The following is a 22,738-nucleotide window of genomic DNA, read 5'->3' as shown; positions in this document are numbered from 1 at the left end:
ACGTGAGGCCACCCCCGCAACCCGCATCACCCCGCACCACCCTGGAGGAACAGACACCCATGGCATCCCTGCTCTATCGACTCGGCCGGTTCTCGGCCCGGCGGGCCTGGCTCGTCATCGTGGCCTGGCTGGTCGTGCTCGGCCTCGCCGGCGGCGCCTTCGCGCTGTTCGGCGGAACGCTCACCACCGCCGTCAGCATCCCCGGCACGGCGACGCAGAAGGTCAGCGACGAGCTCGCCGAGAAGTTCCCCCAGGCGAGCGGCGGCACCGGCACGGTCGTCTTCACGACCACCGACGACTCGGCCTTCACCGACCAGCAGGAGTCCGACATCGCGGCCCTGCTGACCGATGCGAAGGAGCTGGACGACGTCAAGGGCACCACCGACCCGTTCGCCACCCAGCAGCAGATCGACGACCAGGCGCAGAAGGTCGAGGACGGTCGCCAGCAGATCACCGCGGGCCAGGCGCAGATCACCGCGGGCCAGCAGCAGATCGACGCGGCGACCGCCCAGATCACCGCCGGCCAGCAGCAGCTGGACGCCGCCAAGGCCCAGGCGCAGGCCGCCGGCGAGGCCGCGCTCGCCGCCGCCACGCCCCAGCTCGAGGCGCAGCAGGCGCAGCTCGACGCGGGCACGCAGCAGATCGCCACCCAGCAGGCCACCCTCGACGCGAGCAAGTCCGAGCTCGAGACGCAGAGCGCGACGCTCGAAGAGGGCGCGAAGTTGCTCGAGCTGACCGACGGCATCCGTCAGGTGTCGACCGACGGCACCACGGCCGTCGCCAGCATCCAGTTCGACAAGGCGCTCAACCTCGTCACCAGCGAGAACAAGGAGGCCGTCGTCGACGCGATGGAGGACGCGTCGATCGACGGCGTCGCGGTCGAGGTGTCGAACGACATCGCCGCCACCATCCCCGAGGTCTTCGGTCCGGGCGAGGTGGCCGGCGTGGTCATCGCCGCCATCGTGCTGTTCGTCATGCTCGGCACCCTGATCGGTGCGGGCCTGCCCCTGGTCAACGCCCTCATCGGCGTCGGCGTCGGCGTGCTCGCCTCGCTGTCGCTGTCGGGCGCCGTCGAGATGCTCTCGGTCACCCCCGTGCTCGGCGTCATGCTCGGCCTCGCGGTCGGCATCGACTACTCGCTGTTCATCCTCAACCGGCACCGCACCCAGCTGAAAGAGGGAGTGCCGCTGCACGAGTCGATCGGCCTGGCCAACGGCACGTCCGGCAACGCCGTGGTGTTCGCGGGCTCGACCGTGCTGATCGCCCTGCTCGCGCTCAACCTGACCGGCATCCCCTTCCTCGGCCTGATGGGGACGGTCGGCGCGGTCTGCGTGTTCGTCGCGATCCTCATCGCCATCACGCTGACGCCGGCGCTGCTGCGCCTCGTCGGCCTGCGCATCCTGACCAAGAAGGCGCGGAAGGCCGTCGGCCACACCGGCGCCGTGCGCGTCCCGACGAAGCCCATGAGCACCGTCCGGGCCGTGCTGACCCTCGTGGCCGGCGTCGCCGTGCTGCTGATCGTCGCGATCCCGGCGCTGTCGATGCGCCTCGGGCTGCCCGCCGGGTCGTCCGAGCCGGTCGACTCGAGCGCGTACAAGGCCTACAAGTTGATCGACGAGAAGTTCGGCGCCGGCGTCAACGGCCCCCTGGTGGTCGTCGCCGACCTGCCGACCGCGATCTCGGACGACGACCTCGTGTCGGAGCAGGTGCGCATCGGCACGATCTTGAAGGACCAGGACGACGTCGCCGCCATCGCCCCGATCGGCGCCTCGGACGACGACACGCTGCTGGCCTTCCAGGTCGTGCCGAAGGGCGGACCGACCGCCGAGTCGACCGAGCAGCTCGTGCGCGACCTGCGCGGCCTCGACATCGACGGCGTCTCGTCGCTCGGCGTCGCGGGCAACGCCTCGGGCAACATCGACGTGAGCGAGAAGCTGGCGGGCGCCCTGCCGCTCTACCTGCTCGTGGTCGTCGGGCTGTCGCTGATCATCCTGATCTTCGTGTTCCGGTCGATCCTCGTGCCGGTCACGGCCACCATCGGCTTCGTGCTCTCGCTGTTCGCCGCGTTCGGCGGCGTCACCGCGGTCTTCCAGTGGGGCTGGCTCGGCCCGGTCTTCGGCGTGCACGACCCGGGGCCCATCCTGAGCTTCCTGCCGATCCTCATGGTCGGCGTGCTCTTCGGCCTGGCGATGGACTACCAGCTGTTCCTGGTCAGCGGCATGCGCGAGGCACACGCGCACGGTTCGTCCGCCCGTCTCGCGGTGCAGCGCGGCGTCCACGCCGGGCGCACCGTGGTCACCGCCGCGGCGCTGATCATGACGGCGGTGTTCTCGGGCTTCGTGTTCTCGAACTCGGTGCTGATCCAGTCGATCGGCCTGGGCCTGGCGCTCGGGGTGCTCTTCGACGCGTTCGTCGTCCGCCTGCTGCTGATCCCGGCCGTGATGCACCTGCTCGGCGAGTCCGCGTGGTGGCTGCCGAAGTGGCTCGACCGCATCCTGCCGGACGTCGACGTCGAGGGCGCGTCCCTCGAGCGGTCGCGGCCGCACGCCTCGGCCGCGGACGCCGGAGCGGACGGTCACGTCTCGCACGTCGACCCGACCGTCCCCGTCGACGCCGTGCCCGACGGCAGCGACCCCGACCACCACGGGCGTCACGCCGGCTGACCCCGGGCGTCGCACCGCCGAAGGGACGTCGCACCGCCGTATCCGGCGGCGCGACGTCCCTTCGGCGGTGCCACCCGAGCGCGAGCGCGACCGGCACCGGCCCTGCGGAGCGTCACCCGCGCCTCCTGACCGAGGTCGCACCACCGTCGGGTCGTCGCACCACCTTCCGGCGTGGTTCGACGACGCGAGCGTGGTGCGACCTCGTGCCGACCGTCACCCACCGGGCCGAGGAGGCGCGGGTGCCGTTGCCGAGGACGACCCGCCGACGTAGGGTGACCCGGTGACCATCTCGTCCGCACCAGCGACGCCCGTCGGGCGTGAGGGGGTCGTCGGCGCCGCGTGCGCCGGCTGCAGGTAGTCGGGTCTCCGCAGCGGATCGGCCGTCGAGGTCGGACCGCGCACCGCCGTGCCGTGCGGTCCGCATCCCCGGCACGGTCCCACGAGAACACCCGGATCGGTCGACGCGTCGACGCCGGGCACCAGGGCGGTCGCCGATCGCCCGTGCCCGCCGACGTCGCCGCCGCCCCGGGCCTGACGACCGGAGAACCACATGATCCCCCTGACCGAGAAGACCGTCCGCGCCTCGTTCGTCAACGCGAGCCGCAAGGAGGCGTCCGACCTGACCCTGCCCGCCGACGTCGGCGACCTCGAGTGGGCCGACCTCGAGTACCTGGGCTGGCGCGACCCCAAGCTCGCCCGCCGGGCGTACGTCGTCGTGCCGACCCTCGACGCGGACGGCGTGCCGGGCCCCGCGGTGGCCGGCGTCGTGCTGCGCCAGGCCGAGGCCTCGCCCCGCCGGCGGGCCCAGTGCACCTGGTGCCAGGACGTCCGGCTGCCGGCCGACGTGCTGTTCTACGCCGCCAAGCGCGCGGGGGCGGCCGGACGCAACGGCGACACCGTGGGCACGCTCGTCTGCGGCGGGTTCGAGTGCTCGGCCAACGTCCACCTGGCACCGCCAGAGGCCTACCTCGGGTTCGACGTCGAGGCGGCCCGGCTCGAGCGCATCGCGAGCCTGCGCGTGCGGGCGGCCGGGTTCGTCGAGAACGTGCGCCGCACCGCCTGACCCGCGCCGCGCCTCCCGGCCGGCGCCGCACCCCCTGACCGGGGCCGGGGCCGGGGCCGCGCCCGCGCCCGCCGGCCCGGCGGGGTCGCACCACCGTCGCGTCGTCGAACCACCCTCGTGCGTGGTTCGACGACGCGAGCGTGGTGCGACCTCGTGCCGACCGTCGAACAACCGGGCCGAGGAGGCGCGGGTCGGCCCGGTCGCGGAGCCCGACGGTACCCTGGGGCCATGTCGTCACCCGCCTGCCCGAGCCGTGCCCCGCGCCGGGTGCTCACGGCGCAGCAGGCGTTCCCGAAGCGGCTCGTGCTCACGAAACGGACGTGCGGCACGAACGGCTGGATGAGCCTGTGGGGCAGCAACGCCCACGGCGAGATCGCCGGGTGCCCGCCGCCGGTGGCGTGACGCCGCTCCTCGTCGTCGACGGGTCGAGCGGCCGTTCCGCGCTGCCCACCCACGCTCCCGAAGGACGACGACGATGACCGAACCCACCCCCGCCGACGGCACCCCGACCGACGGCGCCCCCGCCAGCCCCACCCCGACCGACGGCGCCCCCGCCGACCCCACCCCGGCCGACCGCACGCCCGCCGACGCGGCACCCGTCCCCGCCCCGGCCCACGCGCCGCATGCCGACGGTCGGGCCGCCCGCCTCTCGCGCTTCCTCAGCCGCGACACCACCGGCGGCCTGCTGCTGCTCGCCGCGACGGTGCTCGCGCTCGTCCTGGCCAACAGCCCGGCCGGCTCGTTCTACGCGCAGGTGCGTGACGTCTCGTTCGGCCCCGAGGCGCTGCACCTGCACCTGAGCGTCGGGGCCTGGGCCGCCGACGGCCTGCTCGCGATCTTCTTCTTCGTCGTCGGCCTCGAGCTCAAGCAGGAGTTCGTCGCCGGCTCGCTGCGCGACCCCCGGGTCGCCGTGCTGCCCGTCGCGGCGGCGGTCGGCGGGGTCGCGCTGCCGGCCCTGATCTTCACGCTGGTCAACCTCGGCGCCGGGCCGGACGCCCTGCAGGGTTGGGCGATCCCGGCCGCGACCGACATCGCGTTCGCCGTCGCCGTGATCGCCGTGGTGGGCAAGCGGCTGCCCCCGGCGCTGCGCACCTTCTTGCTGACCCTGGCCGTCGTCGACGACCTCATCGCCATCACGATCATCGCGGTGTTCTACACGGCGGGCATCGCCTTCGTGCCGCTGCTGCTCGCGCTGCTGCCGCTGGCCGCGTTCGCCGTGCTCGTCCGCCGCGGGGTGCGGTCGTGGTGGCTGCTGATCCCGCTCGGGGTCGTCGCCTGGGCGTTGGTGCACGCCTCGGGGGTGCACGCCACGATCGCCGGCGTGGCGCTCGGCCTGCTGGTGCCCGCGGTGGCCACGGCCCGCGCCGGCGTCACGCACGTCGGCGCCGACGGCCACGAGGTGCGGCACCCGCTGACGCACCACTTCGCCGAGCGCTGGAGCCCGGTCTCGTCGGGCGTCGCCGTGCCGGTCTTCGCGTTCTTCTCGGCTGGCGTCACGGTCGGCGGCTTCTCGGGCCTGGTCGAGTCGCTCGGCGACAGCGTCGCGTTCGGCATCGTCGTCGCGCTCGTCCTGGGCAAGTCGATCGGCATCACGGGGGCGTCGCTGCTCGTGACGCGCCTCCCCGGCATCCGCCTCGACCCGACCCTGCGGTGGGGCGACGTGGTCGGCCTCTCGTTCGTCGCGGGCATCGGGTTCACCGTCTCGTTGCTCGTCGGCGAGCTCGCCTACGGAGCCGGCAGCGAACAGGACGACGTCGTCAAGGTCGGCGTCCTCGTCGGCTCGCTCGTCTCGGCGCTGATCGGCGGCACGATCCTCGCCGTGCGCGGACGGCGGCGCGGGGGCGCCGAGGCCTGACCCGGCGCCCGCCCCGACGCACCCCGCCACCGACGGTGCCGGCGGGCCCCCACCCGCCGGCACCGGCCGTCCTGCGTGGGCCGACCCGCGCCTCCTGCCCTCGCGTGCCTCTGTCACGGCAGCGCAGGAGGCGCGGGTCAGCTCGCGGGGCGCGTCGCCACGATCGCCTCCGCGGCCGCGACGAGCTGCCCTTCGAGGGGCTCGCCGGAGACGTTGCCCGCGCCGACCTGCACCCACGAGTCGTCGGTCAGGACGTTGACGTAGCAGCTGCTGCCCTCGTCGTACACGCAGACGTACTCGGCCTGATCCGCCCCGGCCACCGTCACGGGGGACCGTTCGAGCTGGGCCATCGAGTCCACCTGGTCCACCGCCCAGCCGCTGCCCGACGACACCGTCACGGTCACGCCGTCGATGGGCTGGTTCGTGGCACCCTCCGACGGGGCCGCGATCCAGTCGCACTTCACGGTCCGATCGGCGGCCGAGATGATCGCGCTCGGGTACTCGACCTGCAGCTCTCGGGGGCCCTCGAGGCCGGGGGACGCCAGGACGTCGGCCAGGGGGACGGCCGGGGCCAGCGCCGAGCAGGCGTCGACGCTGCTCCACGAGGACGACGGCCGGGTCCAGCCGCGTGCCGGCGACACCCCGTCGAGCTGCGTCACCATGCTCGTCAGCGCCGCGGACGCGTTCGCCGCTCGCGTCTCGACCGACACCGTCTCGTCGGTGGCGTCGACGTCGAAGGTGGCGAACTCGAGCCACCAGGTGCCCGACACGACGGTCGCCTCGCACCCCTGCGCGGTGCAGGTCATCGCCGAGGCCTCGCCGGCTCCGCCCTGCCGACCCCCGCTCGCGAGCACGGCATCCACGGCTGCCAACCCCCTCACGCGGTCGGGCGACACCACGACGGTGCCGACCGAGTACGGCTGTTCGCTCGAGCCCCACACGCAGCGCCGCACGCCGGCCTCGACGAGGGCGGCGTCGAGCGGGTGGAGCAGGGCGGCGCGTCCCGGCAGGGACGACGGGATGAACAGGTCCATCCGCACGCCGCTCGCGAGCGTCGCGCAGTCGATCGGCAGGGCGGGCTGCGGCACGAGCACCGGCGCCACGGTCGGCGTCGGCCGCGGCGTCGCGGTGCGCGTGGCCGTCGGCGACGGGGTGGGCGTGCTGGTCGGCGTGGCCGGGGCCGCCGCCGGGAACGGCGAGGGCAGCATGCCGAGGGCGAGGGCTCCCGAGCCACCGCCGATCGCCAGCAGCGCGGCGAGGCCGAGGCCGAGGCCGAGGTTGCGGTGGCGCTTGCGGCGCGGGGACTCCGTGGTGCGTTCGAGGACGTTCTGCTTCATCGTGACGAGCAGGCGGGCCAGCTCGTCTCCGGTGGGGGGCTCAGAGTTCATCGTTCATCACCGCCTTCTTCTTCAGTCGCGATCGGGTGCGCGACACGCGTTGGGTGACGGCGCCGAGGCTCAGGCCGACCTGGGCCGCGGCCTCGCCGTACGGGCGGCCCTCGATCAGGCACAGCTCGACGATCTGCCGGTCGACCGGGCCGAGGGCGTCGATCTCGTCGCGGACCCACCTCAGCCGGTCCCGCGCCTCCTGGCCGTCGTCGGGGGCGACCAGATCGTCGGGCAGCGCGTCGGTGGCGGCCCGGGCCTGCTTGCGGCGCAGGTTCGCGGCGTGGTTGCGACAGACGACCAGCAGCCAGGGCAGCAACGAGTCGTCGGGCAGGTCGATCTGGTCGACCTTCTTCCAGAGGGTGACGAAGGTGTCCTGCACGATCTCCTCGACGTCCATGCGCGTCTCGGCCAGCGCCCAGGCGTACCGGGTCACGGTCGCCGCGTGCCGGTCGAACAACGCCGACAGCGCGCGTTGGTCACCCCCGACCGTGCGCCTGACGAGCTCGTCGTCGCCCTCCGTGTCGTGATCCACGTCCACCCCCTTCACTAGAGGAGTGTCGCGGAACCGACGAACCTGACACAGGATGTCGAACGGCCCGTCTCCCTCTGCCGAGACCCCAGGAAGTCGCCGAGACCCCGGGGCGCGCACGAGGGTGTCGGCGAGTTCCTGGGGTCCGACGCGGGCCCGTCAGGGGCTCGGCACCTGCGGTCGGTAGGGTGCGCGCATGACCCCGACCCGCGCCTCCGTCCTGTTCGTCTGCCAGAAGAACGGGGGCAAGTCGCAGATGGCCGCCGGCCTGATGCGCGACCTCGCCGGCGACGACGTGACGGTCGTCTCGGCCGGCACGGCGCCCGGCACCGCCCTCAACGCCCAGTCGGTCGCCTCCCTCGCCGAGCTGGGCGTCGACCTCGGCGACGAGCACCCCAAGGCGCTGACCGAGCAGATGGTCCGCGACGCCGACGTGGTCGTCGTCCTCGGTCAGGAGGCGCGGGTCGACGAGCTGCCCGGCACCCGGTTCGAGACGTGGGTCACCGACGAACCGTCCGAGCGCGGCATCGAGGGCATGGAGCGCATGCGCCTCGTCCGCGACGACATCCGGGCCCGCGTCGCCGACCTGCACGCCCGCCTCTGACGCCGCGTCCCCTGCGCCCCGCCGACCCCCTCGTCCTGCTGACCCCCTCGTCCGGCGCAGACACCCTGCCTAGGCAGATCGTCGACCGCCGCTCGCGGGGTGGGCCCGGACGAACGGAGGCGGTGGCGACCTCTCATCGTCACCACCGCCTCCCGGGCCGCCGCTGCCACGGCCACGGCCCACCCGCGCCGACCTCCACCGTGAACCGGGGGTCGGGCGGGAGCCCCGCCTGCTACCCCTTCACGCCGCCGGCGCTGAGGCCGGACTGCCAGAACCGCTGCAGGAACAAGAACGCCACGACGAGCGGCAGGATCGACACGAACGACCCGGTCAGCACCGTCGAGAACAGAACCTGGGCCCCGCCGCCGCCGGTGGCCGCCTGCTGCCACTGGGCCAGGCCGACGGTCGCCGGGAACAGCGACGGGTCGTTCAGCATGATCAGCGGCAGGAAGTAGTTGTTCCAGGTCGAGACCAGTGCGAACAGCAGCACCGTGACGATGCCCGGCGCGAGCAGCCGCGACGCGATCGTCAGGAAGATGCGCAGCTCGCCGGCGCCGTCGATGCGGGCCGCCTCGAGCAGGCTGTCGTCGACCGCCTCGCTCGCGTAGACGCGCATCAGGTAGACGCCGAACGGGCTGACGAGCGAGGGCAGGATGATCGCCCACGGGGTGTCGACCAGGTTCGCCGCGCTGAACAGCAGGTAGGTCGGGATCGCCAGCGCCGTCAGCGGCACCATGACCGCGCCGAGGATGAGCCCGAACACGAACGACCTGCCCTTGAAGACGTACTTGGCCAGCGAGTAACCGCACATGGTCGCGAGCAGCGCCGCCCCGACCGAGCTGACGACGGCGTAGAGCACCGTGTTGCCCATCCACTGCACGAAGATGCCGTCCTGGAACGTGAACAGCTGCGCCAGGTTGTCGCCGAGGGCGAAGGTGCGGCCGAAGGCCAGGCCGAACGTCGAGAAGATGTCGCCGTTGGTCTTGGTCGCCTGGATCGCCAGCCAGACGAGCGGCAGCAGGAAGTACGCCAGCGTGATCCAGAGGATCACGGTGAGGATCGGCGTCTTGCGCTGGGAGCGCTCGACGCGACGGCGCGGACGTCGCCGACCCGCGCCTCCCGAGGCCTCGAGGCGACGGGCGGGACGGTCGACCGAGGTGGCCCCGGCGGTGTCGACGGGTGCGGGTGCGATCGTCACGACAGTCGCTCCTTGCGTGAGGTGGCGAGCTGCACCACGTAGCTGATGATCATGATGAGGAACCCGAGCAGGAAGGCGATGGCCGCGGCGTAGTTGACGTCCTGGTTCTTGAACGCGACGTTGTAGGCGTAGAGGTTCGGGGTGAAGTCCGAGCCGATCGCGTTGGGCGCGATGCTGTAGAGCAGGTTGGGCTCGTTGAACAGCTGGAACGAGCCGATCACCGAGAAGATCACGGTCAGCAGGATCGCCGAGCGGATCGCCGGGATCTTGATGCTCCACGCCACGCGGAAGGGCCCGGCGCCGTCGATCTCGGCCGCCTCGTACATCTCGGTCGGCACGCTGCGCAGGGCCGCGTAGAGCACGATCATGTTGTAGCCGATGAACTCCCAGCTGACGATGTTCATCGTGCTGCCGAGCACGTTCTGCGGCGAGAGAAGGTCGGGCGGGGTGAGCCCGAGACCGCTGATCACCTGGGCGATGAGGCCCGACTCGCGGCCGTACAGGTAGCCCCACATCAGCGTCGCGACGACGCCGGGCACCGCATAGGGCACGAAGATCGCCAGGCGGACGAACTTGCTGCCGGCCACCCGTCCCGTGTCGAGGGCGAGGGCGACGAACAGGGCGATCACGAGCATGATCGGCACCTGCACGAAGAGGAAGAGCGCGACGCGGCCGAGGCCGGCCCAGAAGCTGGGGTCGCCCAGTGCGCGGCTGTAGTTGGCCAGGCCCGAGAAGACCTGCCCGCCGACCAGCTGCGAGGTGAAGGTGCTGAGGTACCCCGCGTAGCCGAGCGGCACGAGGAACATCGCGGCGAACACGATCAAGAACGGGATCGCCAGGGCCCAGGCCGCGACGAGCTGCGGACGGTGCAGCGAGCTCGTGCGCCGCGGGGTGGCGGGCTGACGGGACGAGGAGGCGCGGGTCGCGTCTCGACGAGGGGTGACGGAGGTGGACATGGGGCTCCTTGCCGGGCTGGAGGGGGTGCCGCCCGCGGACGGACGGCACCCCCGTGAGCGCTACTTGACGGTGAAGCCCTGCTGCTTCGCGTAGGTGGTGACGTCGTCCTGCCACGCCGTCAGCGCCGCGGACAGGTCGGAGTGGTCGGCGATCGCCTTGCCGAGCGTGTCGTTGAAGCTCGAGTAGACGTAGTCCATGAACGGCAGCCACTGGAAGTCGGTGCTGACCGTGTCCGAGACGCCCGCGAAGAGCTCGTTCACCTTCTGGCCGCCGTAGAAGTCCGAGGCGGTGTCGGTGAAGTCGCTGCTCGACAGGGTGTCGGTCGTCGTCGGGAACAGGAACTGCTCGTTCGCGAAGGCGAGGGTCGACTCGGGGTCGCTGTTGAGGAACTTGCTGAACTCGGCCGCGGCGATGGGGTTCTGCGTGCCCGTGATGACGGCGTCGCTCGACCCGCCCCAGTTGCCCGAGACGTCCTCGCCGGCCTTCCACTGCGGGATCTTCGCGGCGGTCCACTTGCCGCTGGTGTTGGCGGCGGTGCCCTGCAGGAACACGGGGCCCCACGCGGCGGTCTGCCAGCTGGCGTACTTGCCCGACGAGAAGCCCTGGTACCAGGCGTCGTTGAAGTCGGCGTCGGTCGAGACGAGGTCCTTGTCGATGAGGTCCTGCCAGAAGGTCACGACCTTCTGCGTCTCGGTCGAGTCGAGGTCGATGCCGACGGTCTTGTCACCGTCGTACGAGAACGGCTTGGCGCCGGCCTGCCAGAACAGCCCGACGATCTGGCCCGGGTCGTTGCCCGGCAGGTTCGAGATGTACGAGCCCGTCTTGTCCTTGATCGTCTGCGCGTCCGAGGCGAAGTCGGCCCAGGTCTCGGGCGCCTGGGTCAGTCCGGCCTGCGCGTAGATGTCCGAACGGTAGAGGTTGCCGAGCGGCCCGGAGTCCTGCGGCACCGACCAGACGCCGGTGTCGTCCGCGACCTGGTTCCAGACCCACGGGACGTACTTCGACTCGAGGTCCGCGCCTCCGTAGGGGGTCAGGTCGACGAGGCTGCCGGTCTGACGGAACGACGGGATGTACTGGTACTCGATCTGGGCGACGTCGGGCGCGCCCTTGCCGGCCTTGAGCGCCGTGCGCAGCTTCGGGTACTGCGCGGTGCCCGTGCCGACGTTCACCACGTCGACCTTGATCTTCGGGTACTTCGCCTCGAAGAGGTCGACCTCCTGCTGGATGTCGGGCACCCAGGTCCAGAAGGTGAGGGTGGTGTCGGTGTCCATGGCCTTGTCGATGTCGGCCTGCGACACGGGGGCGGTGGTCGAGCCGCCGCCCGATCCGCCGGACGGCGCGCAGCCGGTCAGCACGAACGCCGACACGACGGCGAGTGACACGAGCGCCTTTGCTGTGGTCTTTCTCTTCATGGTGGTTCTTCCTCGAGGGGGTGGGGGAGTGGTGCGGGGGATGGTGGTGCGGGTCGGGGTCGGGTCGCCTAGGACGCGGTCGTGCCGGTCGTGCCGGTCTGGGGTGTCTCGCCGGTCGTGCCGGCCTCGGCCGCGTCGACGAGCTCGTAGACGTGGGCCGAGCGCGGGGCGAGCGTCAGGCTGGTGCCCGCGGCGACGACCTCGCGGGTCTCGAGGTCGCGCACGGCGGCGGGAGTGGTGACGGCGGCCTCGTGGGCCGACCAGTTCGACACGAACGCGAGCCCGGGGGCGTCGGTGCGTGAGCCGGTGGTGACGGTGACCGTCTCGGTCGCCGCCCAGTCGCGCGCCGCCGTGGCCGGCACGAGCCAGCGGGCGATCGAGCGCGACAGCTCGGGGTTCGGCACCGTCGCGACGTAGCTGACGCGGCCGGCTCCGGAGGCGCGGGTCGTCAGCAGCGCGTCGGCCCCGATCTCGGTCGGCGCGGCTCGCAGCACCACCGTGGCGTCGTCGACCTGCAGGACGTCGGCCCAGCGGGTGCCGGCCGAACCGGGTTCGAGGACGAAGCGGCCGTCGGCGGGGTGGGTGGGGGTGCCGGTGCCGGTGCCGTCGGCGGTCTCGGGGACCGGAGCCGCGCCTCCTGAGGTCGGGGCGTCGGCGTCGGAGTCGGCGTCCTCGACGTGGACGGCGAGGGGCTCGTCGAGGTTCGTGTACTCCTCGTACCAGACGCCCGCGGGGCCCGAGAGCCGGGCGGGTGCGGGGTCGCGCCGGGCCCGGGCGAGCTCGTCGCCGTAGCCGGTGCGGATGCCGACGACGAGGTGCCCGCCGGCCTCGGCGTAGGCGACGAGCGCGTCGAGGGTGGCGTCGTCGACGACGTAGAGCGCGGGCACGACGAGCACGGGGTGGCGCGCGGCCAGCTCGGCCGGGTCGGCGGCGACGAACTGCGCGACGTGCTGGATGCGCACCTGCGCGCCCACCTCGGCGAGCCCGCGGTAGTGCGCGTCGAACAGGTTCAGGTACGACTCGGGGTCGGGGGTGCCGTCGGCCCGGGCCAGCGGCGGGTAGGTCTCGAACGACCACTTCGTGTCGGTCGACCAGAGCATCAGCACGTCGGCGTCGGGTTCGAGCCCGTCGACCGCCGCGCCGACGGCCCCGAGCGTGGCGCCGAGCGCGGCGACCTCGCGGTAGATGCGGCCGGGGCGCTGGCTGTGCGGCAGGACGCCGCCCCAGTAGGTCTCGACGCCGAAGTGCAGCGTGTGCCAGTGCCAGTACTCGACCATCCGGGCGCCGCGGGCGACGAGCGCCAGCGCGGCCTGCTTGATCTGCCCGTCGAACGGCGGGTGGTTCTGCCAGGGGCCGCCGATCGACTGCGCGTTGGTCTCGGTGACGAGGAACGGCGCCTGTGCCGACGAGAAGGCCCGGTCGCCCCACTGCTGCAGGGCCCAGACGCCCGTGTGCCACCAGCCGGCCTCGCGGGGGACCTCGACCCCGACGGTCAGGCCGTCCTGCATCTTGTAGTACGGGTTGCCGGCCGTGACGTCGAGGCTCTCGACCAGCCGGTCGTCGGCGACCTGCGGGCGCGAGTACGAGATGCAGGTGGTGACGAACTGGTCGTCACGGGCGTGCTCACGGACGACCGCGGCCTGCCAGGCGATCAGCTCGTCGGCCAGCTCGCCCTGGAACCGACGCCACTCGAGGTCGTACTGCGGCTGCACGTTGCCGTCGGGGCGCCAGAGCTGCGACCACTCGGTCAGGCGGTGCGACCAGTAGACCAGGCCCCACTCCTCGTTCAGGCGCTCGACCGTGCCGTACTTGCGCTGCAGCCAGGCCACGAAGCGGTCGAACACCTGGTCGTTGCGCGGACGCTCGTTGCCGGGTTCGTTGTCGACCTGCCAGCCGATCACGGCCGGGTGCTGCGCGTAGCGCTCGACGACCTTGCGCACGACGCGCTCGGCGTAGAAGCGGTAGGCGGGGTGGCTCTGGTCCATCTCCTGCCGGGCGCCCCAGCCGGCGCGGACGCCGGTCGTGCGCTCGGCGGCGATCTCGGGGTGGCGCACCTGCAGCCACGGCGGCACGGCGTAGGTGGGCGTGCCGAGCACGACGCCGATGCCGCGGGCGTGGGCCCCGTCGAGCACGGGCTGCAGCCAGTCGAGGTCGAACTCGCCCTCGCGCGGCTCCCACGTCGACCAGACCGACTCGCCGACCCGGATCACCGTGAAGCCCGCCTCGACCATCAGGTCGAGGTCGCGGTCGAGGGTGCCGGCCTGCTGGTACTCGGCGTAGTAGGCGGCTCCGAAGAGCACCCCGGAGTGGCGTGGAGCAGAAGTCATCGTTGACCCGTTCGTGTGTGTCGGCTGCGGTGGCGACGGTCGATGTCGACGGGAAGCCGGGGAGCTGCCGCCTGTGGCGGGGGTGCCGCCGTGGTGCTGCCGTGGTGCTGCCGTGGTGCCGCCGACCATGGTGTCGGCTGTGGCGTCCCTGGATGTTGTCGATAACATCGATGTCTGCGGAGAACGTAACCCACGCCCCGCCGCCCGCGCAAGACCCACTTTCGACGGTGGTCCGTGCGCTCCCTCTGCAGGACGAGGAGGCGCGGGTCGGGTGGTGCGGACCCCGCGCTTCGGCGAGGAACATGCGCCTAGGCAGGGGTTTCGTGCCGGATGGAGGGGTGCGCCGGGCGTGGCGGGCGGGAGGCGCGGGTCGGGTCGTGCGGACCCCGCGCTCCGGCGTGGAACACGCCCCTAGGCAGGGGTTTCGTGCCGGATGGAGGGGTGCGCCGGGCGTGGCGGGCGGAAGGCGCGGGTCGGGTCGTGCGGACCCCGCCGTTCGGCGTGGAGCACGCGCCTAGGCAGGGGTTCCGTGCCGGATGGAGGGGTGGGTCGGGCGTGGCGGGCGGGAGGCGCGGGTCGGGTGGTGCGGACCCCGCGGCCCGGCGTGGAACACGCGCCTAGGCAGGGGTCTCGTGCCGGACGAGGGGGTGCGCCGGACGGCACGGGACCCGGGAGGCGCGGGTCGGCCGGCGCCCCGGCCCCTCAGCCGCGCGCGGGAGCCGTCGAGGCCCGGGCGACGAGGGTCGGCACCGGCAGGCGGGCGGCCGTGTCGGGGCTGCGCCCCTCGATCCGGGCGATCAGCGACGTGACGACGTGGGCGCCCTCGAAGCCGAAGTCGAGGGCCACCGTCGAGAGCGAGGGAACCATGAACCGCGCCTCCGGGGCGTCGTCGTTGCCGATCACGCTGACCTCGTGCGGCACCGAGACGCCCTCGGCCGCGAGGGCGGCGAGCAGCCCCATGGCCATCGCGTCGTTGGCGACGGCGACGGCCGTGAAGTCGTCGGTCCGGGCGGCCAGTCGCAGCCCGATGTCGTAGCCGGCCGCCGCGGACCAATCGCCGACGTCGCTGACCGTCACCGCGCCTCCTGACGCGGTGATCACCTGGTGGAACCCGTCGGCGCGCTCACGGGCGGCGAGCCACTGCTCGGGTCCGGCCACGTAGGCGACCCGGCGGTGCCCGAGCGAGACGAGGTGCTCGGCCGCGACCCGGCCGGCGTGTTCGTTGATCGACTCGGTCGTGCCCTCGAGGATCAACCCGAAGTCGCGCGCCACGGGCACGGTGATCGCCCGTCGCTCGAGGGCCGAGCGGGCCACGGCGGTCTGCGCGGTCACGACGATCCCGGCGATCTGCTGCCCGAGCATCAGGTCGAGGGCGTCGTCGACGGAGCGTTCGTCGCCGCCGTCCATCGACACGATGTCGGTGACGTAGCCGAGCGATCGAGCGGCCTCGGTCGCCCCGGCGATGGTGCGGGCCGGACCCGACTGGTGCATGTTGTCGGCGAGCAGCCCGATGCGGTTCGTCCGCTGCAGCCGCAGGTACCGGGCGGCCGAGTTCGGGCGGTACTCGAGCTCGGTGAGGGCCTGCTCGACCTTCTCGCGCGTCGCGGGGCGGATGCCCTCGAACCCGCGCAGGAACCGGCTGACGGTCTGGTGCGAGACGCCCGCGCGCTTCGCCACGTCGTAGATCGTGGCGTCCTTCATGCCCCGAGGGTAGCGGTGACGCGCGCCACCGTGGGGTCCCGGGCGGCGAGGAGGCGCGGGTGCGGTCGCCGAGGAGGCGCGGGTGCGGTCGCCGGGGAGGCGCGGGTGCGGTCGCCGGGGAGGCGCGGGTGCGGTCGGCGAGGAGGCGTGGGTGCGGCCCGCGAGGAGGCGTGGGTGCGGGCGGCGAGGAGGCGCGGGTGCGGTCGTCAGCGGCGGCGTCTGTCGGGGCGCACCACGAGCCAGAGCACGGCACCGACCGCGATGCCGCCGGCCATGCCGAAGCCGATCGCGAGCCCGATCGACCAGCCGAGCACGAGCGCGAGGACGACTCCGGCGAGCAGTCCGAGCACGAGGCCCGACAGGACGTAGGCGGGCAGGCCGCGATCAGGAGGCGTCGACATGCCCTGGACGGTATGCGTCCCGTCGCCCGGCCGACCTGTGAGCCCGCCGATCGACGGCCGTCGATCCGCTGCACGGGACCCGGGGAGGCGCGCCCACCACCCCCACGGAGCCCCCGGCAGACGCACGGCTGATGCCCGGCACCCTCACGGCTCGTTCATCGATAGCGTCGTCTCATGGACGTCGACACCCTCGTGAACATCGGCCTCGTCGTGCTCTTCGTGCTGATCGGCGGGGTGTTCGCGGGCACCGAGATGGCCATCGTCACCCTGCGTGAGAGCCAGGTGCGGGCCATCGAGTCGCAGGGTGAGCGGGGGCGTCGCACGGCCGCGCTCGTCCGCAACCCCAACACGTTCCTGTCGGCGGTGCAGATCGGGGTGACGCTGGCGGGCTTCTTCTCGTCGGCCTACGGCGCCTCGACGATCGCACCCGACCTGGTGCCCGGGCTCGAGTCGCTCGGCCTGTCGCCGGGCGCCGCCTCGACGGTCTCGGTGATCGGCATGACCGTCGTGATCGCCTACCTGTCCCTGGTGTTCGGCGAGCTCGTGCCCAAGCGCATCGCGATGCAGAAGTCGGTCGCGTTCACCAAGGTGCTCGCGCCTCCGCTGAACGGGCTCGCGACGCTGATGCGTCCGCTGATCTGGCTGCTGTCGGTGTCGACCAACGGCGTCGTGCGCCTGCTGGGCCTCGACCCGAAGGAGCGCGGAGAAGAGGTCTCGGCCGACGAGGTGCGCGACCTCATCTCGAGCAACCGCGACATCCACGAACAGAGCCGCACCATCTTGACCGACGTGTTCCGGGCGGACGACCGCCGGGTGGCCGAGGCGATGCGGCCGCGCCACGACGTGACGTTCCTGACCGGGGCGACCCGCGCCTCCGAGGGGTACCACGAGGTGCTCGACCTGCCGCACTCGCGCTACCCGGTGACCGGGCGCGACGTCGACGACGTGCTCGGCTTCGTCCACGTGCGCGACCTCATGGCGGCGGTGCCGGCCTCGCGACGCGAGAGCACGCCCGACGAGCCCACGATCGCCGACATCGTGCGCCCGATCCTCGCGCTGCCCGGCACGACGAAGGTGCTCGCCGCGCTCACCACGATGCGCCAGGACGGCCACCAGATCGCCGTCGTGATCGACGAGTACGGCGGCACCGACGGCATCATCACCCTCGAGGACCTGCTCGAAGAGCTCGTCGGCGAGATCTACGACGAGTACGACGCGGGGGCCGCCACCGAGGTCGGCTTCGAGCCCGGCGGCACCCGCGACGTCGAGGGCGGCCTGATCGTCGAAGAGCTCGACGAGATGCTCGGCCTGACGCTGCCCGACGGGCGGTACGAGACGGTCGGCGGGTACATCCTCGACCGGCTGGGGCGGCTCGCGGTCGTGGGCGACACCGTGACGGTCGACGAGCACACCCTCGAGGTCGTCGAGACCGACGGCTACCGCATCGCCACGGTCCGGGTCACGCCGCCGCCGTCGCACCCCGAGGCCGTGGCACCCGGCGCGACGGGCGACGGGCCGACGGCCTGATGCCTCGGCGGCCTGACGGCCCGACGGCGCTCTAGGCGGTGCGTTCGACCTCGCGGGCGATGCCGAGCAGGACGCGGCGCATGTAGGGAGCCCAGGCGAACCGGACGATGCCACGGACGATCGTGCCCCGCCCCGGACGGGCGAAGAACGAGTACGTCCAGTCGATGCGGGTCCTGCCCGTGATCGTCGAGCGGTACGACCACTCGGCCCGTCCGCCCGACACGAGTCGGCCGAGCAGTCCGGTGAACCGGCTCAGCTCGTAGACGAACACCTGGTCGGGCTCGACGCGCACGAGGCTCTCGACGACGCTGCTGCCGTCCGAGAGCTCGAGCCGGCGGGTCCGCCCGACGGCGTCCCACGTTCCGGTCTGGTCGTGGACGGCCACGACGGCCGGGATCACCCCCGCCCTCGGGTAGAACCCGACGGGGGTCAGGGGCGTCGCGACGCGCCACGCGCGGTCGGGCGCGGAGGCGACGACGCGTGCGGTGCTCGCACTCGCGGTGACGGTCATGCCGGGGGTTCGGAACCGTCGGCGTGAACGACGGGACGCGTCCTCCCCAGGCCGCCCGCGCCTCCTCGTCCTCCACCGAGGAGGCGCGGGTCGACACCTCGCGTCGCCCGACGGAGCAGACTGGCCGCGTGAAGACGACGACGTTACCCACCACCGACCGCCCGGCCTCGACCATCGTCCTCGGGCTGATGCGCATCTCGGGCATGACCGACGACGCGATCCGAGAGCTCGTGGCCGAGGCCCGAGACCTCGGCATCGACTTCTTCGACCACGCCGACGTGTACGGCGACCACCCGCACCACTGCGAGCAGCGCTTCGGCGACGCCGTGACGATGAGCTCGTCCGAGCGCGACGCCGTGCAGCTGCAGAGCAAGGTCGGCATCCGCGACGGCTTCTGGGACTTCTCGACCGAGCACATCCTCGAGTCGGTCGACGCCTCGCTCGCCGCGTTGCGCACCGACCGCCTCGACGTGCTGCTGCTGCACCGTCCCGACGCCCTCGTCGTGCCCGACGAGGTCGCCGCCGCCTTCGACCAGCTGCACACGAGCGGCAAGGTGCGCCACTTCGGCGTCTCGAACCACACCCCGGCCCAGGTCGAACTGCTCAAGCGCAGCGTCGACCAGCCGCTGATCGTGAACCAGGTGCAGCTCAGCATCACCCACGCCCCGCTGATCGCCGCCGGCGTCGCCGCCAACATGGCGGGGCTCGACCAGTCGATCGACCGCGACAACGGCATCCTCGACTACAGCCGCCTGAACGACATGACGCTGCAGGCCTGGTCGCCCTTCCAGAAGGGGTTCTTCGACGGAGTCTTCCTCGGTGACCGTGAGGGCTACCCCGAGCTCAACGACGTCATCGACGAGCTGGCCGCGACCTACGACGTGCCGCCGTCGGCGATCCCGGTGGCGTGGATCACCCGGCACCCGGCCGAGATGCAGGTCGTGCTCGGCACCACGAGCGTCGCGCACCTCCGCGACAGCGCCGCGGGCGCGGACGTGCCGCTCACCCGGTCCGAGTGGTACCGGCTCTTCACGGCCGCCGGGCACACGCTGCCGTAGCGCGGCCGGCCACCGCGCCCGCCGTGCGCGCAGCCCGCCACGAGGTAAACGTCCCGCCACGTTTTCTCGTGGCGGGACGTTTACTACGTGGCGGCGTGGCGGCGTGGCGGCGTGGCGGGGTGGCGGAGCGCGGCGTGGCGGGACGCGGGTGGCGGGGCGGCGTGGCGGGTCGCGTCACGTCGGTACCCGCGCACGGGGAATGTCCTAGGGTCGACACGGCGTTGGGACGCACAGACCGGTGCAGCGCCGGCGCGACCCCCGCGCCCCGTCCGCACCCCGAAGGGACCATCGTGACCCAGCCCAAGATGAACGTCGAGTCGTTCAACCTCGACCACCGCACCGTGGCCGCGCCCTACGTGCGCGTCGCCGACCAGAAGACGCTGCCGCACGGCGACGTCATCACCAAGTTCGACGTCCGGTTCACGCAGCCGAACGAGGGTCACCTCGACATGACGTCGGTCCACTCGCTCGAGCACCTCTTCGCCGAGCACTCGCGCAACCGCTCCGGCGACGTGATCGACTTCTCGCCGATGGGCTGCCAGACCGGCTTCTACCTGATCCTGCAGGGCGACCCCGCGATGGACGACGTCCTGTCGTTGATCGAGGGCACGCTCACCGACATCACCACCGCCACCGAGGTCCCCGCGGCCAACGAGGTCCAGTGCGGCTGGGGTGCCAACCACTCGCTCGAGGGTGCCCAGGGGGTCGCACGCGACTTCCTCGCGGCCCGCGACGAGTGGTCGACCGTCACCCGATGACCGGGACGCACGCCGCGCCTCCTGCCGACGGGGTCGCGGCGCTCGCGGTGCCGTCGATCATCGTCGTCGTGGCGATGGCCGACGAGGCCGAGCCGTTCGTCTCGCGAGCCTCGCGGGTCGACGAGCCGGTCGCGGTCGGAGGGTCGTTGCAGCGCGTGCTCGAGATCGACGGGGTCGAGGTGCTGCTCGTCCAGAGCGGCATCGGGTTCGTCAACGCGGCCGGGGCGGCGACGTCCGCCATCGTGCGGGCGGGGTCGCTCGAGGGCGTCGTGCCGACCGTCATCAGCGCCGGCACCGCGGCGGGCATGGGGGCCGGCATCGAGATCGGCGACGTCGTCGCCGGGTCGGAGTACGTCAACCTCGACGCCGACGCCCGCGTGTTCGGCTACCGGCTCGGGCAGGTCCCCGGCATGCCGGCCAGCTTCCACGCCGACGACGGACTGATGGAGGCGGCGGTCGCTTACGACACGTCGGTCCCGTCGGGCGTGGGCTCGGGCTCGGGTTCGGGCTCGGGTCCTGCCGAGGCGACGGGCGCGGGCTCCGGCGACTCGGCGGGCTCGGTCGGGTCGTCCGGGGCGGGCGCGGGCACTCACGCCTCCGGCGCGACGGGCGGGGTCGGTGCCTCGGTCTCGTCCGAGGCCGCCGGAGCGCACCGCGACTGGGCCGTGCGCCCGGGGTTGATAGCCTCGAGCGACGCGTTCATGACGGCCGAGCGCGTGATCGGCGTGCGCAGCGCCTTCGCCGACGTGGTCGACGTGGACGCGGTCGACATGGAGTCGATGGCCATCGCCCAGACCTGCCACGTCCACCACGTGCCGTTCGTCTCGGTGCGCGGCATCAGCGACCTCGCGGGGCCCGACGCCCACGACGTGCACGACGAGAACCTCGCCCTGACGGCGGGTCGGTCGGCGGACGTCACGATGCACCTCGTCCGGGCGATCGCCGCCGGCTGACCCGGCCGCAGGCCGCAGGCCGGCCGCCGGCTGACCCGGCCGCCGGCTGACCCGGCCGCCGGCTGACCCGGCCGCCGGCGCGCTCGCCCGCCCGCCGGCCGCAGGCCGGCCGCAGGCCGGCCGTCCCGCCAGCCGGCGGTTCCGTATGCCGGTACCGCCCGCTCGCCGCTGGTGGTCCCGCTCGCCCGAACCGCGCCTCCCGCGCCTCGAACCCTGTTCGCGAAGTCGAACCCCGTTAAAACGGGGTTCTCCTTCGTGAACGGGGTTCGGCGAGGCCGTCACGACGATGCCGACGCGTGGTGCGGCAACACCCGTTGGCCCGACGACACGCGCTTGAAACATGTGTGCCGCCTCGACGAAACGCGCGTTTCGTACGCTGACGGCGACCACCCGACATCCCCACGATCAGGAGCACCGATGTCACAGCCCTCGCCCGCCGGCGCCGCACCCGTCGCGACGACGCACCCCGTCGACCGCGTCCCCCCGCTGCGGAGGCTCTTCCCGCTCGGCCTCCAGCACGTGCTCGCCATGTACGCCGGGGCGGTCGCGGTCCCGCTCATCGTGGGCGGGGCGCTGGTCGGCATGGGCCAGCTCGAGCCGGGAGACGTCGCGTACCTGATCAGCGCCGACCTGTTCGTGGCCGGGATCGCGACCATCGTGCAGTCGGTCGGCTTCTGGCGGTTCGGCGTGCGGCTGCCGCTGATGCAGGGGTGCACCTTCGCGGCGGTCGGGCCGATGATCGTCATCGGCGGCGAGTACGGCATCACCGCGATCTACGGGTCCGTCATCGCGAGCGGCGTCTTCATGATGGTGCTCGCGCCGTTCTTCTCGAAGCTCGTGCGGTTCTTCCCGCCGATCGTGACCGGCACGGTGATCCTGATCATCGGCGTCTCGCTGATGGACGTCGCCGCCGGCTGGGTCGGAGGAGGCGCGGGTTCCGACGACTTCGGACGTCCCCTCGACGTCGCCTTCGCCGCGGGCACCCTGCTGCTGATCGTCCTGATCGAGCGGTTCGCGCCTCCCGGCCTCCGTCGCCTGTCGATCTTGCTGGGTCTCGTGGTCGGCACCCTGGTGGCCTGGCCGGCCGGACTGACCGACTGGAGCGGGGTGGCCGAGAGCAGCTGGTTCGGGCTCGCCCTGCCGTTCCACTTCGGGCTGCCGACCTTCCCGGTGAGCGCGATCGTGTCGATGTGCATCGTCGGCCTCGTGATCATGACCGAGACCACCGGCGACATCATCGCCGTGGGCGAGATCGTCGACCGGCCGGTGACGCCGCGCCGCCTCGCCGACGGCCTGCGCGCCGACGGCCTGTCGACCGTCATCGGCGGCGTCTTCAACACGTTCCCGTACACGGCCTTCGCCCAGAACGTCGGGCTGGTCAGCATCACCGGCGTGAAGTCCCGGTACGTCGCGACGCTGGCCGGAGGCATCCTCGTGGTGCTCGGGTTGGTTCCTGCGCTCGGGGCGGTCGTCGAGGGGGTGCCGGTCGCGGTGCTCGGCGGGGCGGGCGTCGCCCTGTTCGGCATGGTGGCGGCGAGCGGCATCCGCACCTTGTCTAAGGTGCGGTTCACGAACTCGAACATCCTGATCGTCGCGATCGCCCTGGGCGTCAGCCTGCTGCCCACCGTCAGCCCCGAGATCTACGCGCAGTTCCCGACCTGGTTCACCATCGTGTTCGACTCGGGCATCAGCGCCGGAGCCATCGTCGCCGTGCTGCTCAACCTGCTGCTCAACTCGCCCCGGGTGCAGGCGCGGGACGGCGGGGCCGACCGCGACGTGTCGGCGCACGACGCCGTCCGCGGGCCCGCGGCACCGGCTGCTCACGAGGGCTGA

The 22,738-nt window shown here is 72.6% G+C and carries 19 protein-coding genes; 10 read left to right on the top strand and 9 right to left on the bottom strand.

The features are described 5' to 3' along the window. The first annotated feature begins 59 nt into the window (after window positions 1–59). From ABID81_RS08905 to nhaA, 4 genes are all read left to right on the top strand, one after another. Window positions 60–2,663: an MMPL family transporter gene (locus tag ABID81_RS08905; protein WP_354594441.1), complete on the top strand. Its 2,604-nt coding sequence runs from the start codon at window positions 60–62 to the stop codon at window positions 2,661–2,663. Between the two features lie 550 nt (window positions 2,664–3,213). Beyond that, window positions 3,214–3,726, top strand: coding sequence for an FBP domain-containing protein (locus tag ABID81_RS08900; RefSeq protein WP_354594440.1), 513 nt, complete (start codon window positions 3,214–3,216; stop codon window positions 3,724–3,726). A gap of 228 nt (window positions 3,727–3,954) precedes the next feature. Beyond that, on the top strand, window positions 3,955–4,128 hold the full coding sequence (locus ABID81_RS08895; protein WP_354594439.1) for a hypothetical protein: 174 nt from the start codon (window positions 3,955–3,957) through the stop codon (window positions 4,126–4,128). A 73-nt stretch (window positions 4,129–4,201) separates the two neighbouring features. Next, on the top strand, window positions 4,202–5,581 hold the full coding sequence (nhaA, locus tag ABID81_RS08890; protein ID WP_354594438.1) for a Na+/H+ antiporter NhaA: 1,380 nt from the start codon (window positions 4,202–4,204) through the stop codon (window positions 5,579–5,581). Window positions 5,582–5,718: 137 nt separating this feature from the next. On the opposite strand, the gene ABID81_RS08885 is transcribed toward nhaA, so the two are convergent. Next, complete coding sequence (locus ABID81_RS08885; protein ID WP_354594437.1) at window positions 5,719–6,969, bottom strand: hypothetical protein; 1,251 nt, start codon at window positions 6,967–6,969, stop codon at window positions 5,719–5,721. After that, window positions 6,959–7,501 (bottom strand): RNA polymerase sigma factor, encoded by a 543-nt coding sequence (locus tag ABID81_RS08880; protein ID WP_354594436.1) that lies wholly within the window; start codon window positions 7,499–7,501, stop codon window positions 6,959–6,961. The genes ABID81_RS08885 and ABID81_RS08880 overlap by 11 nt, the downstream gene beginning before the upstream one ends. Before the next feature lie 193 nt (window positions 7,502–7,694). Here ABID81_RS08880 and ABID81_RS08875 point away from each other — a divergent pair, with 193 nt between their 5' ends. Next, complete coding sequence (locus ABID81_RS08875) at window positions 7,695–8,102, top strand: arsenate-mycothiol transferase ArsC (protein ID WP_354594435.1); 408 nt, start codon at window positions 7,695–7,697, stop codon at window positions 8,100–8,102. Between the two features lie 232 nt (window positions 8,103–8,334). Here the strand turns inward: ABID81_RS08875 and ABID81_RS08870 are convergent, their stop codons facing one another. From ABID81_RS08870 to ABID81_RS08845, 6 genes are all read right to left on the bottom strand, one after another. Beyond that, a complete protein-coding gene (locus tag ABID81_RS08870) occupies window positions 8,335–9,300 on the bottom strand; it encodes a carbohydrate ABC transporter permease (RefSeq protein WP_488628432.1) in 966 nt (321 codons plus the stop codon). Then, entirely contained in the window at window positions 9,297–10,256 is a 960-nt protein-coding gene (locus tag ABID81_RS08865) for a carbohydrate ABC transporter permease (protein ID WP_354594434.1), read from the bottom strand. Before ABID81_RS08865 ends, ABID81_RS08870 begins: the two co-directional genes overlap by 4 nt. A 60-nt stretch (window positions 10,257–10,316) precedes the next feature. Then, the gene (locus ABID81_RS08860) at window positions 10,317–11,669 is read right to left on the bottom strand and encodes an ABC transporter substrate-binding protein (protein WP_354594433.1); all 1,353 of its coding nucleotides are present in this window, start codon (window positions 11,667–11,669) and stop codon (window positions 10,317–10,319) included. Between the two features lie 68 nt (window positions 11,670–11,737). Further along, window positions 11,738–13,996 (bottom strand): beta-galactosidase, encoded by a 2,259-nt coding sequence (locus tag ABID81_RS08855; protein WP_354594432.1) that lies wholly within the window; start codon window positions 13,994–13,996, stop codon window positions 11,738–11,740. A gap of 702 nt (window positions 13,997–14,698) precedes the next feature. Next, the gene (locus ABID81_RS08850; RefSeq protein ID WP_354594431.1) at window positions 14,699–15,697 is read right to left on the bottom strand and encodes a LacI family DNA-binding transcriptional regulator; all 999 of its coding nucleotides are present in this window, start codon (window positions 15,695–15,697) and stop codon (window positions 14,699–14,701) included. A 206-nt stretch (window positions 15,698–15,903) separates the two neighbouring features. Then, window positions 15,904–16,098 carry a hypothetical protein gene (locus ABID81_RS08845; protein ID WP_354594430.1) on the bottom strand — a complete coding sequence of 65 codons (195 nt, stop codon included), beginning with the start codon at window positions 16,096–16,098 and terminating at the stop codon, window positions 15,904–15,906. A gap of 174 nt (window positions 16,099–16,272) precedes the next feature. Here ABID81_RS08845 and ABID81_RS08840 point away from each other — a divergent pair, with 174 nt between their 5' ends. Next, window positions 16,273–17,625 carry a hemolysin family protein gene (locus ABID81_RS08840; protein ID WP_354594429.1) on the top strand — a complete coding sequence of 451 codons (1,353 nt, stop codon included), beginning with the start codon at window positions 16,273–16,275 and terminating at the stop codon, window positions 17,623–17,625. A 31-nt stretch (window positions 17,626–17,656) separates the two neighbouring features. Here the strand turns inward: ABID81_RS08840 and ABID81_RS08835 are convergent, their stop codons facing one another. Continuing rightward, the gene (locus ABID81_RS08835) at window positions 17,657–18,136 is read right to left on the bottom strand and encodes an SRPBCC family protein (RefSeq protein ID WP_354594428.1); all 480 of its coding nucleotides are present in this window, start codon (window positions 18,134–18,136) and stop codon (window positions 17,657–17,659) included. 128 nt (window positions 18,137–18,264) lie between these two features. Between ABID81_RS08835 and ABID81_RS08830 the strand changes: the two genes are divergently transcribed. The 4 genes from ABID81_RS08830 to ABID81_RS08815 all read left to right on the top strand — a co-directional run bounded on the left by ABID81_RS08830 (window position 18,265) and on the right by ABID81_RS08815 (window position 22,738). Further along, window positions 18,265–19,194, top strand: coding sequence for an aldo/keto reductase (locus ABID81_RS08830; protein ID WP_354594427.1), 930 nt, complete (start codon window positions 18,265–18,267; stop codon window positions 19,192–19,194). Window positions 19,195–19,499: 305 nt separating this feature from the next. After that, entirely contained in the window at window positions 19,500–19,952 is a 453-nt protein-coding gene (locus tag ABID81_RS08825) for an S-ribosylhomocysteine lyase (RefSeq protein ID WP_354594568.1), read from the top strand. After that, complete coding sequence (locus tag ABID81_RS08820) at window positions 19,949–20,905, top strand: 5'-methylthioadenosine/S-adenosylhomocysteine nucleosidase (protein ID WP_354594426.1); 957 nt, start codon at window positions 19,949–19,951, stop codon at window positions 20,903–20,905. The genes ABID81_RS08825 and ABID81_RS08820 overlap by 4 nt, the downstream gene beginning before the upstream one ends. Before the next feature lie 417 nt (window positions 20,906–21,322). Then, window positions 21,323–22,738 (top strand): nucleobase:cation symporter-2 family protein, encoded by a 1,416-nt coding sequence (locus ABID81_RS08815; RefSeq protein WP_354594425.1) that lies wholly within the window; start codon window positions 21,323–21,325, stop codon window positions 22,736–22,738.

Origin of the sequence: Frigoribacterium sp. PvP054, assembly GCF_040547465.1 — a bacterium.
Classification (GTDB): domain Bacteria; phylum Actinomycetota; class Actinomycetes; order Actinomycetales; family Microbacteriaceae; genus Frigoribacterium.
Note: the sequence above shows the minus strand (reverse complement) of the source record. Positions and strands in the feature narration are given on the sequence as shown.

Excerpts from the sequence above, each read along its gene's own strand:
- ABID81_RS08895 (WP_354594439.1), top strand. The coding sequence starts at position 3,955 with ATGTCGTCACCCGCCTGCCCGAGCCGTGCCCCGCGCCGGGTGCTCACG.
- ABID81_RS08835 (WP_354594428.1), bottom strand. The coding sequence starts at position 18,136 with ATGACCGTCACCGCGAGTGCGAGCACCGCACGCGTCGTCGCCTCCGCG.
- ABID81_RS08855 (WP_354594432.1), bottom strand. The coding sequence starts at position 13,996 with ATGACTTCTGCTCCACGCCACTCCGGGGTGCTCTTCGGAGCCGCCTAC.
- ABID81_RS08815 (WP_354594425.1), top strand. The coding sequence starts at position 21,323 with ATGTCACAGCCCTCGCCCGCCGGCGCCGCACCCGTCGCGACGACGCAC.
- ABID81_RS08845 (WP_354594430.1), bottom strand. The coding sequence starts at position 16,098 with ATGTCGACGCCTCCTGATCGCGGCCTGCCCGCCTACGTCCTGTCGGGC.
- ABID81_RS08860 (WP_354594433.1), bottom strand. The coding sequence starts at position 11,669 with ATGAAGAGAAAGACCACAGCAAAGGCGCTCGTGTCACTCGCCGTCGTG.
- ABID81_RS08840 (WP_354594429.1), top strand. The coding sequence starts at position 16,273 with ATGGACGTCGACACCCTCGTGAACATCGGCCTCGTCGTGCTCTTCGTG.
- ABID81_RS08885 (WP_354594437.1), bottom strand. The coding sequence starts at position 6,969 with ATGAACTCTGAGCCCCCCACCGGAGACGAGCTGGCCCGCCTGCTCGTC.
- ABID81_RS08825 (WP_354594568.1), top strand. The coding sequence starts at position 19,500 with ATGAACGTCGAGTCGTTCAACCTCGACCACCGCACCGTGGCCGCGCCC.
- ABID81_RS08820 (WP_354594426.1), top strand. The coding sequence starts at position 19,949 with ATGACCGGGACGCACGCCGCGCCTCCTGCCGACGGGGTCGCGGCGCTC.
- ABID81_RS08875 (WP_354594435.1), top strand. The coding sequence starts at position 7,695 with ATGACCCCGACCCGCGCCTCCGTCCTGTTCGTCTGCCAGAAGAACGGG.
- ABID81_RS08865 (WP_354594434.1), bottom strand. The coding sequence starts at position 10,256 with ATGTCCACCTCCGTCACCCCTCGTCGAGACGCGACCCGCGCCTCCTCG.
- ABID81_RS08905 (WP_354594441.1), top strand. The coding sequence starts at position 60 with ATGGCATCCCTGCTCTATCGACTCGGCCGGTTCTCGGCCCGGCGGGCC.
- ABID81_RS08850 (WP_354594431.1), bottom strand. The coding sequence starts at position 15,697 with ATGAAGGACGCCACGATCTACGACGTGGCGAAGCGCGCGGGCGTCTCG.
- nhaA (WP_354594438.1), top strand. The coding sequence starts at position 4,202 with ATGACCGAACCCACCCCCGCCGACGGCACCCCGACCGACGGCGCCCCC.
- ABID81_RS08900 (WP_354594440.1), top strand. The coding sequence starts at position 3,214 with ATGATCCCCCTGACCGAGAAGACCGTCCGCGCCTCGTTCGTCAACGCG.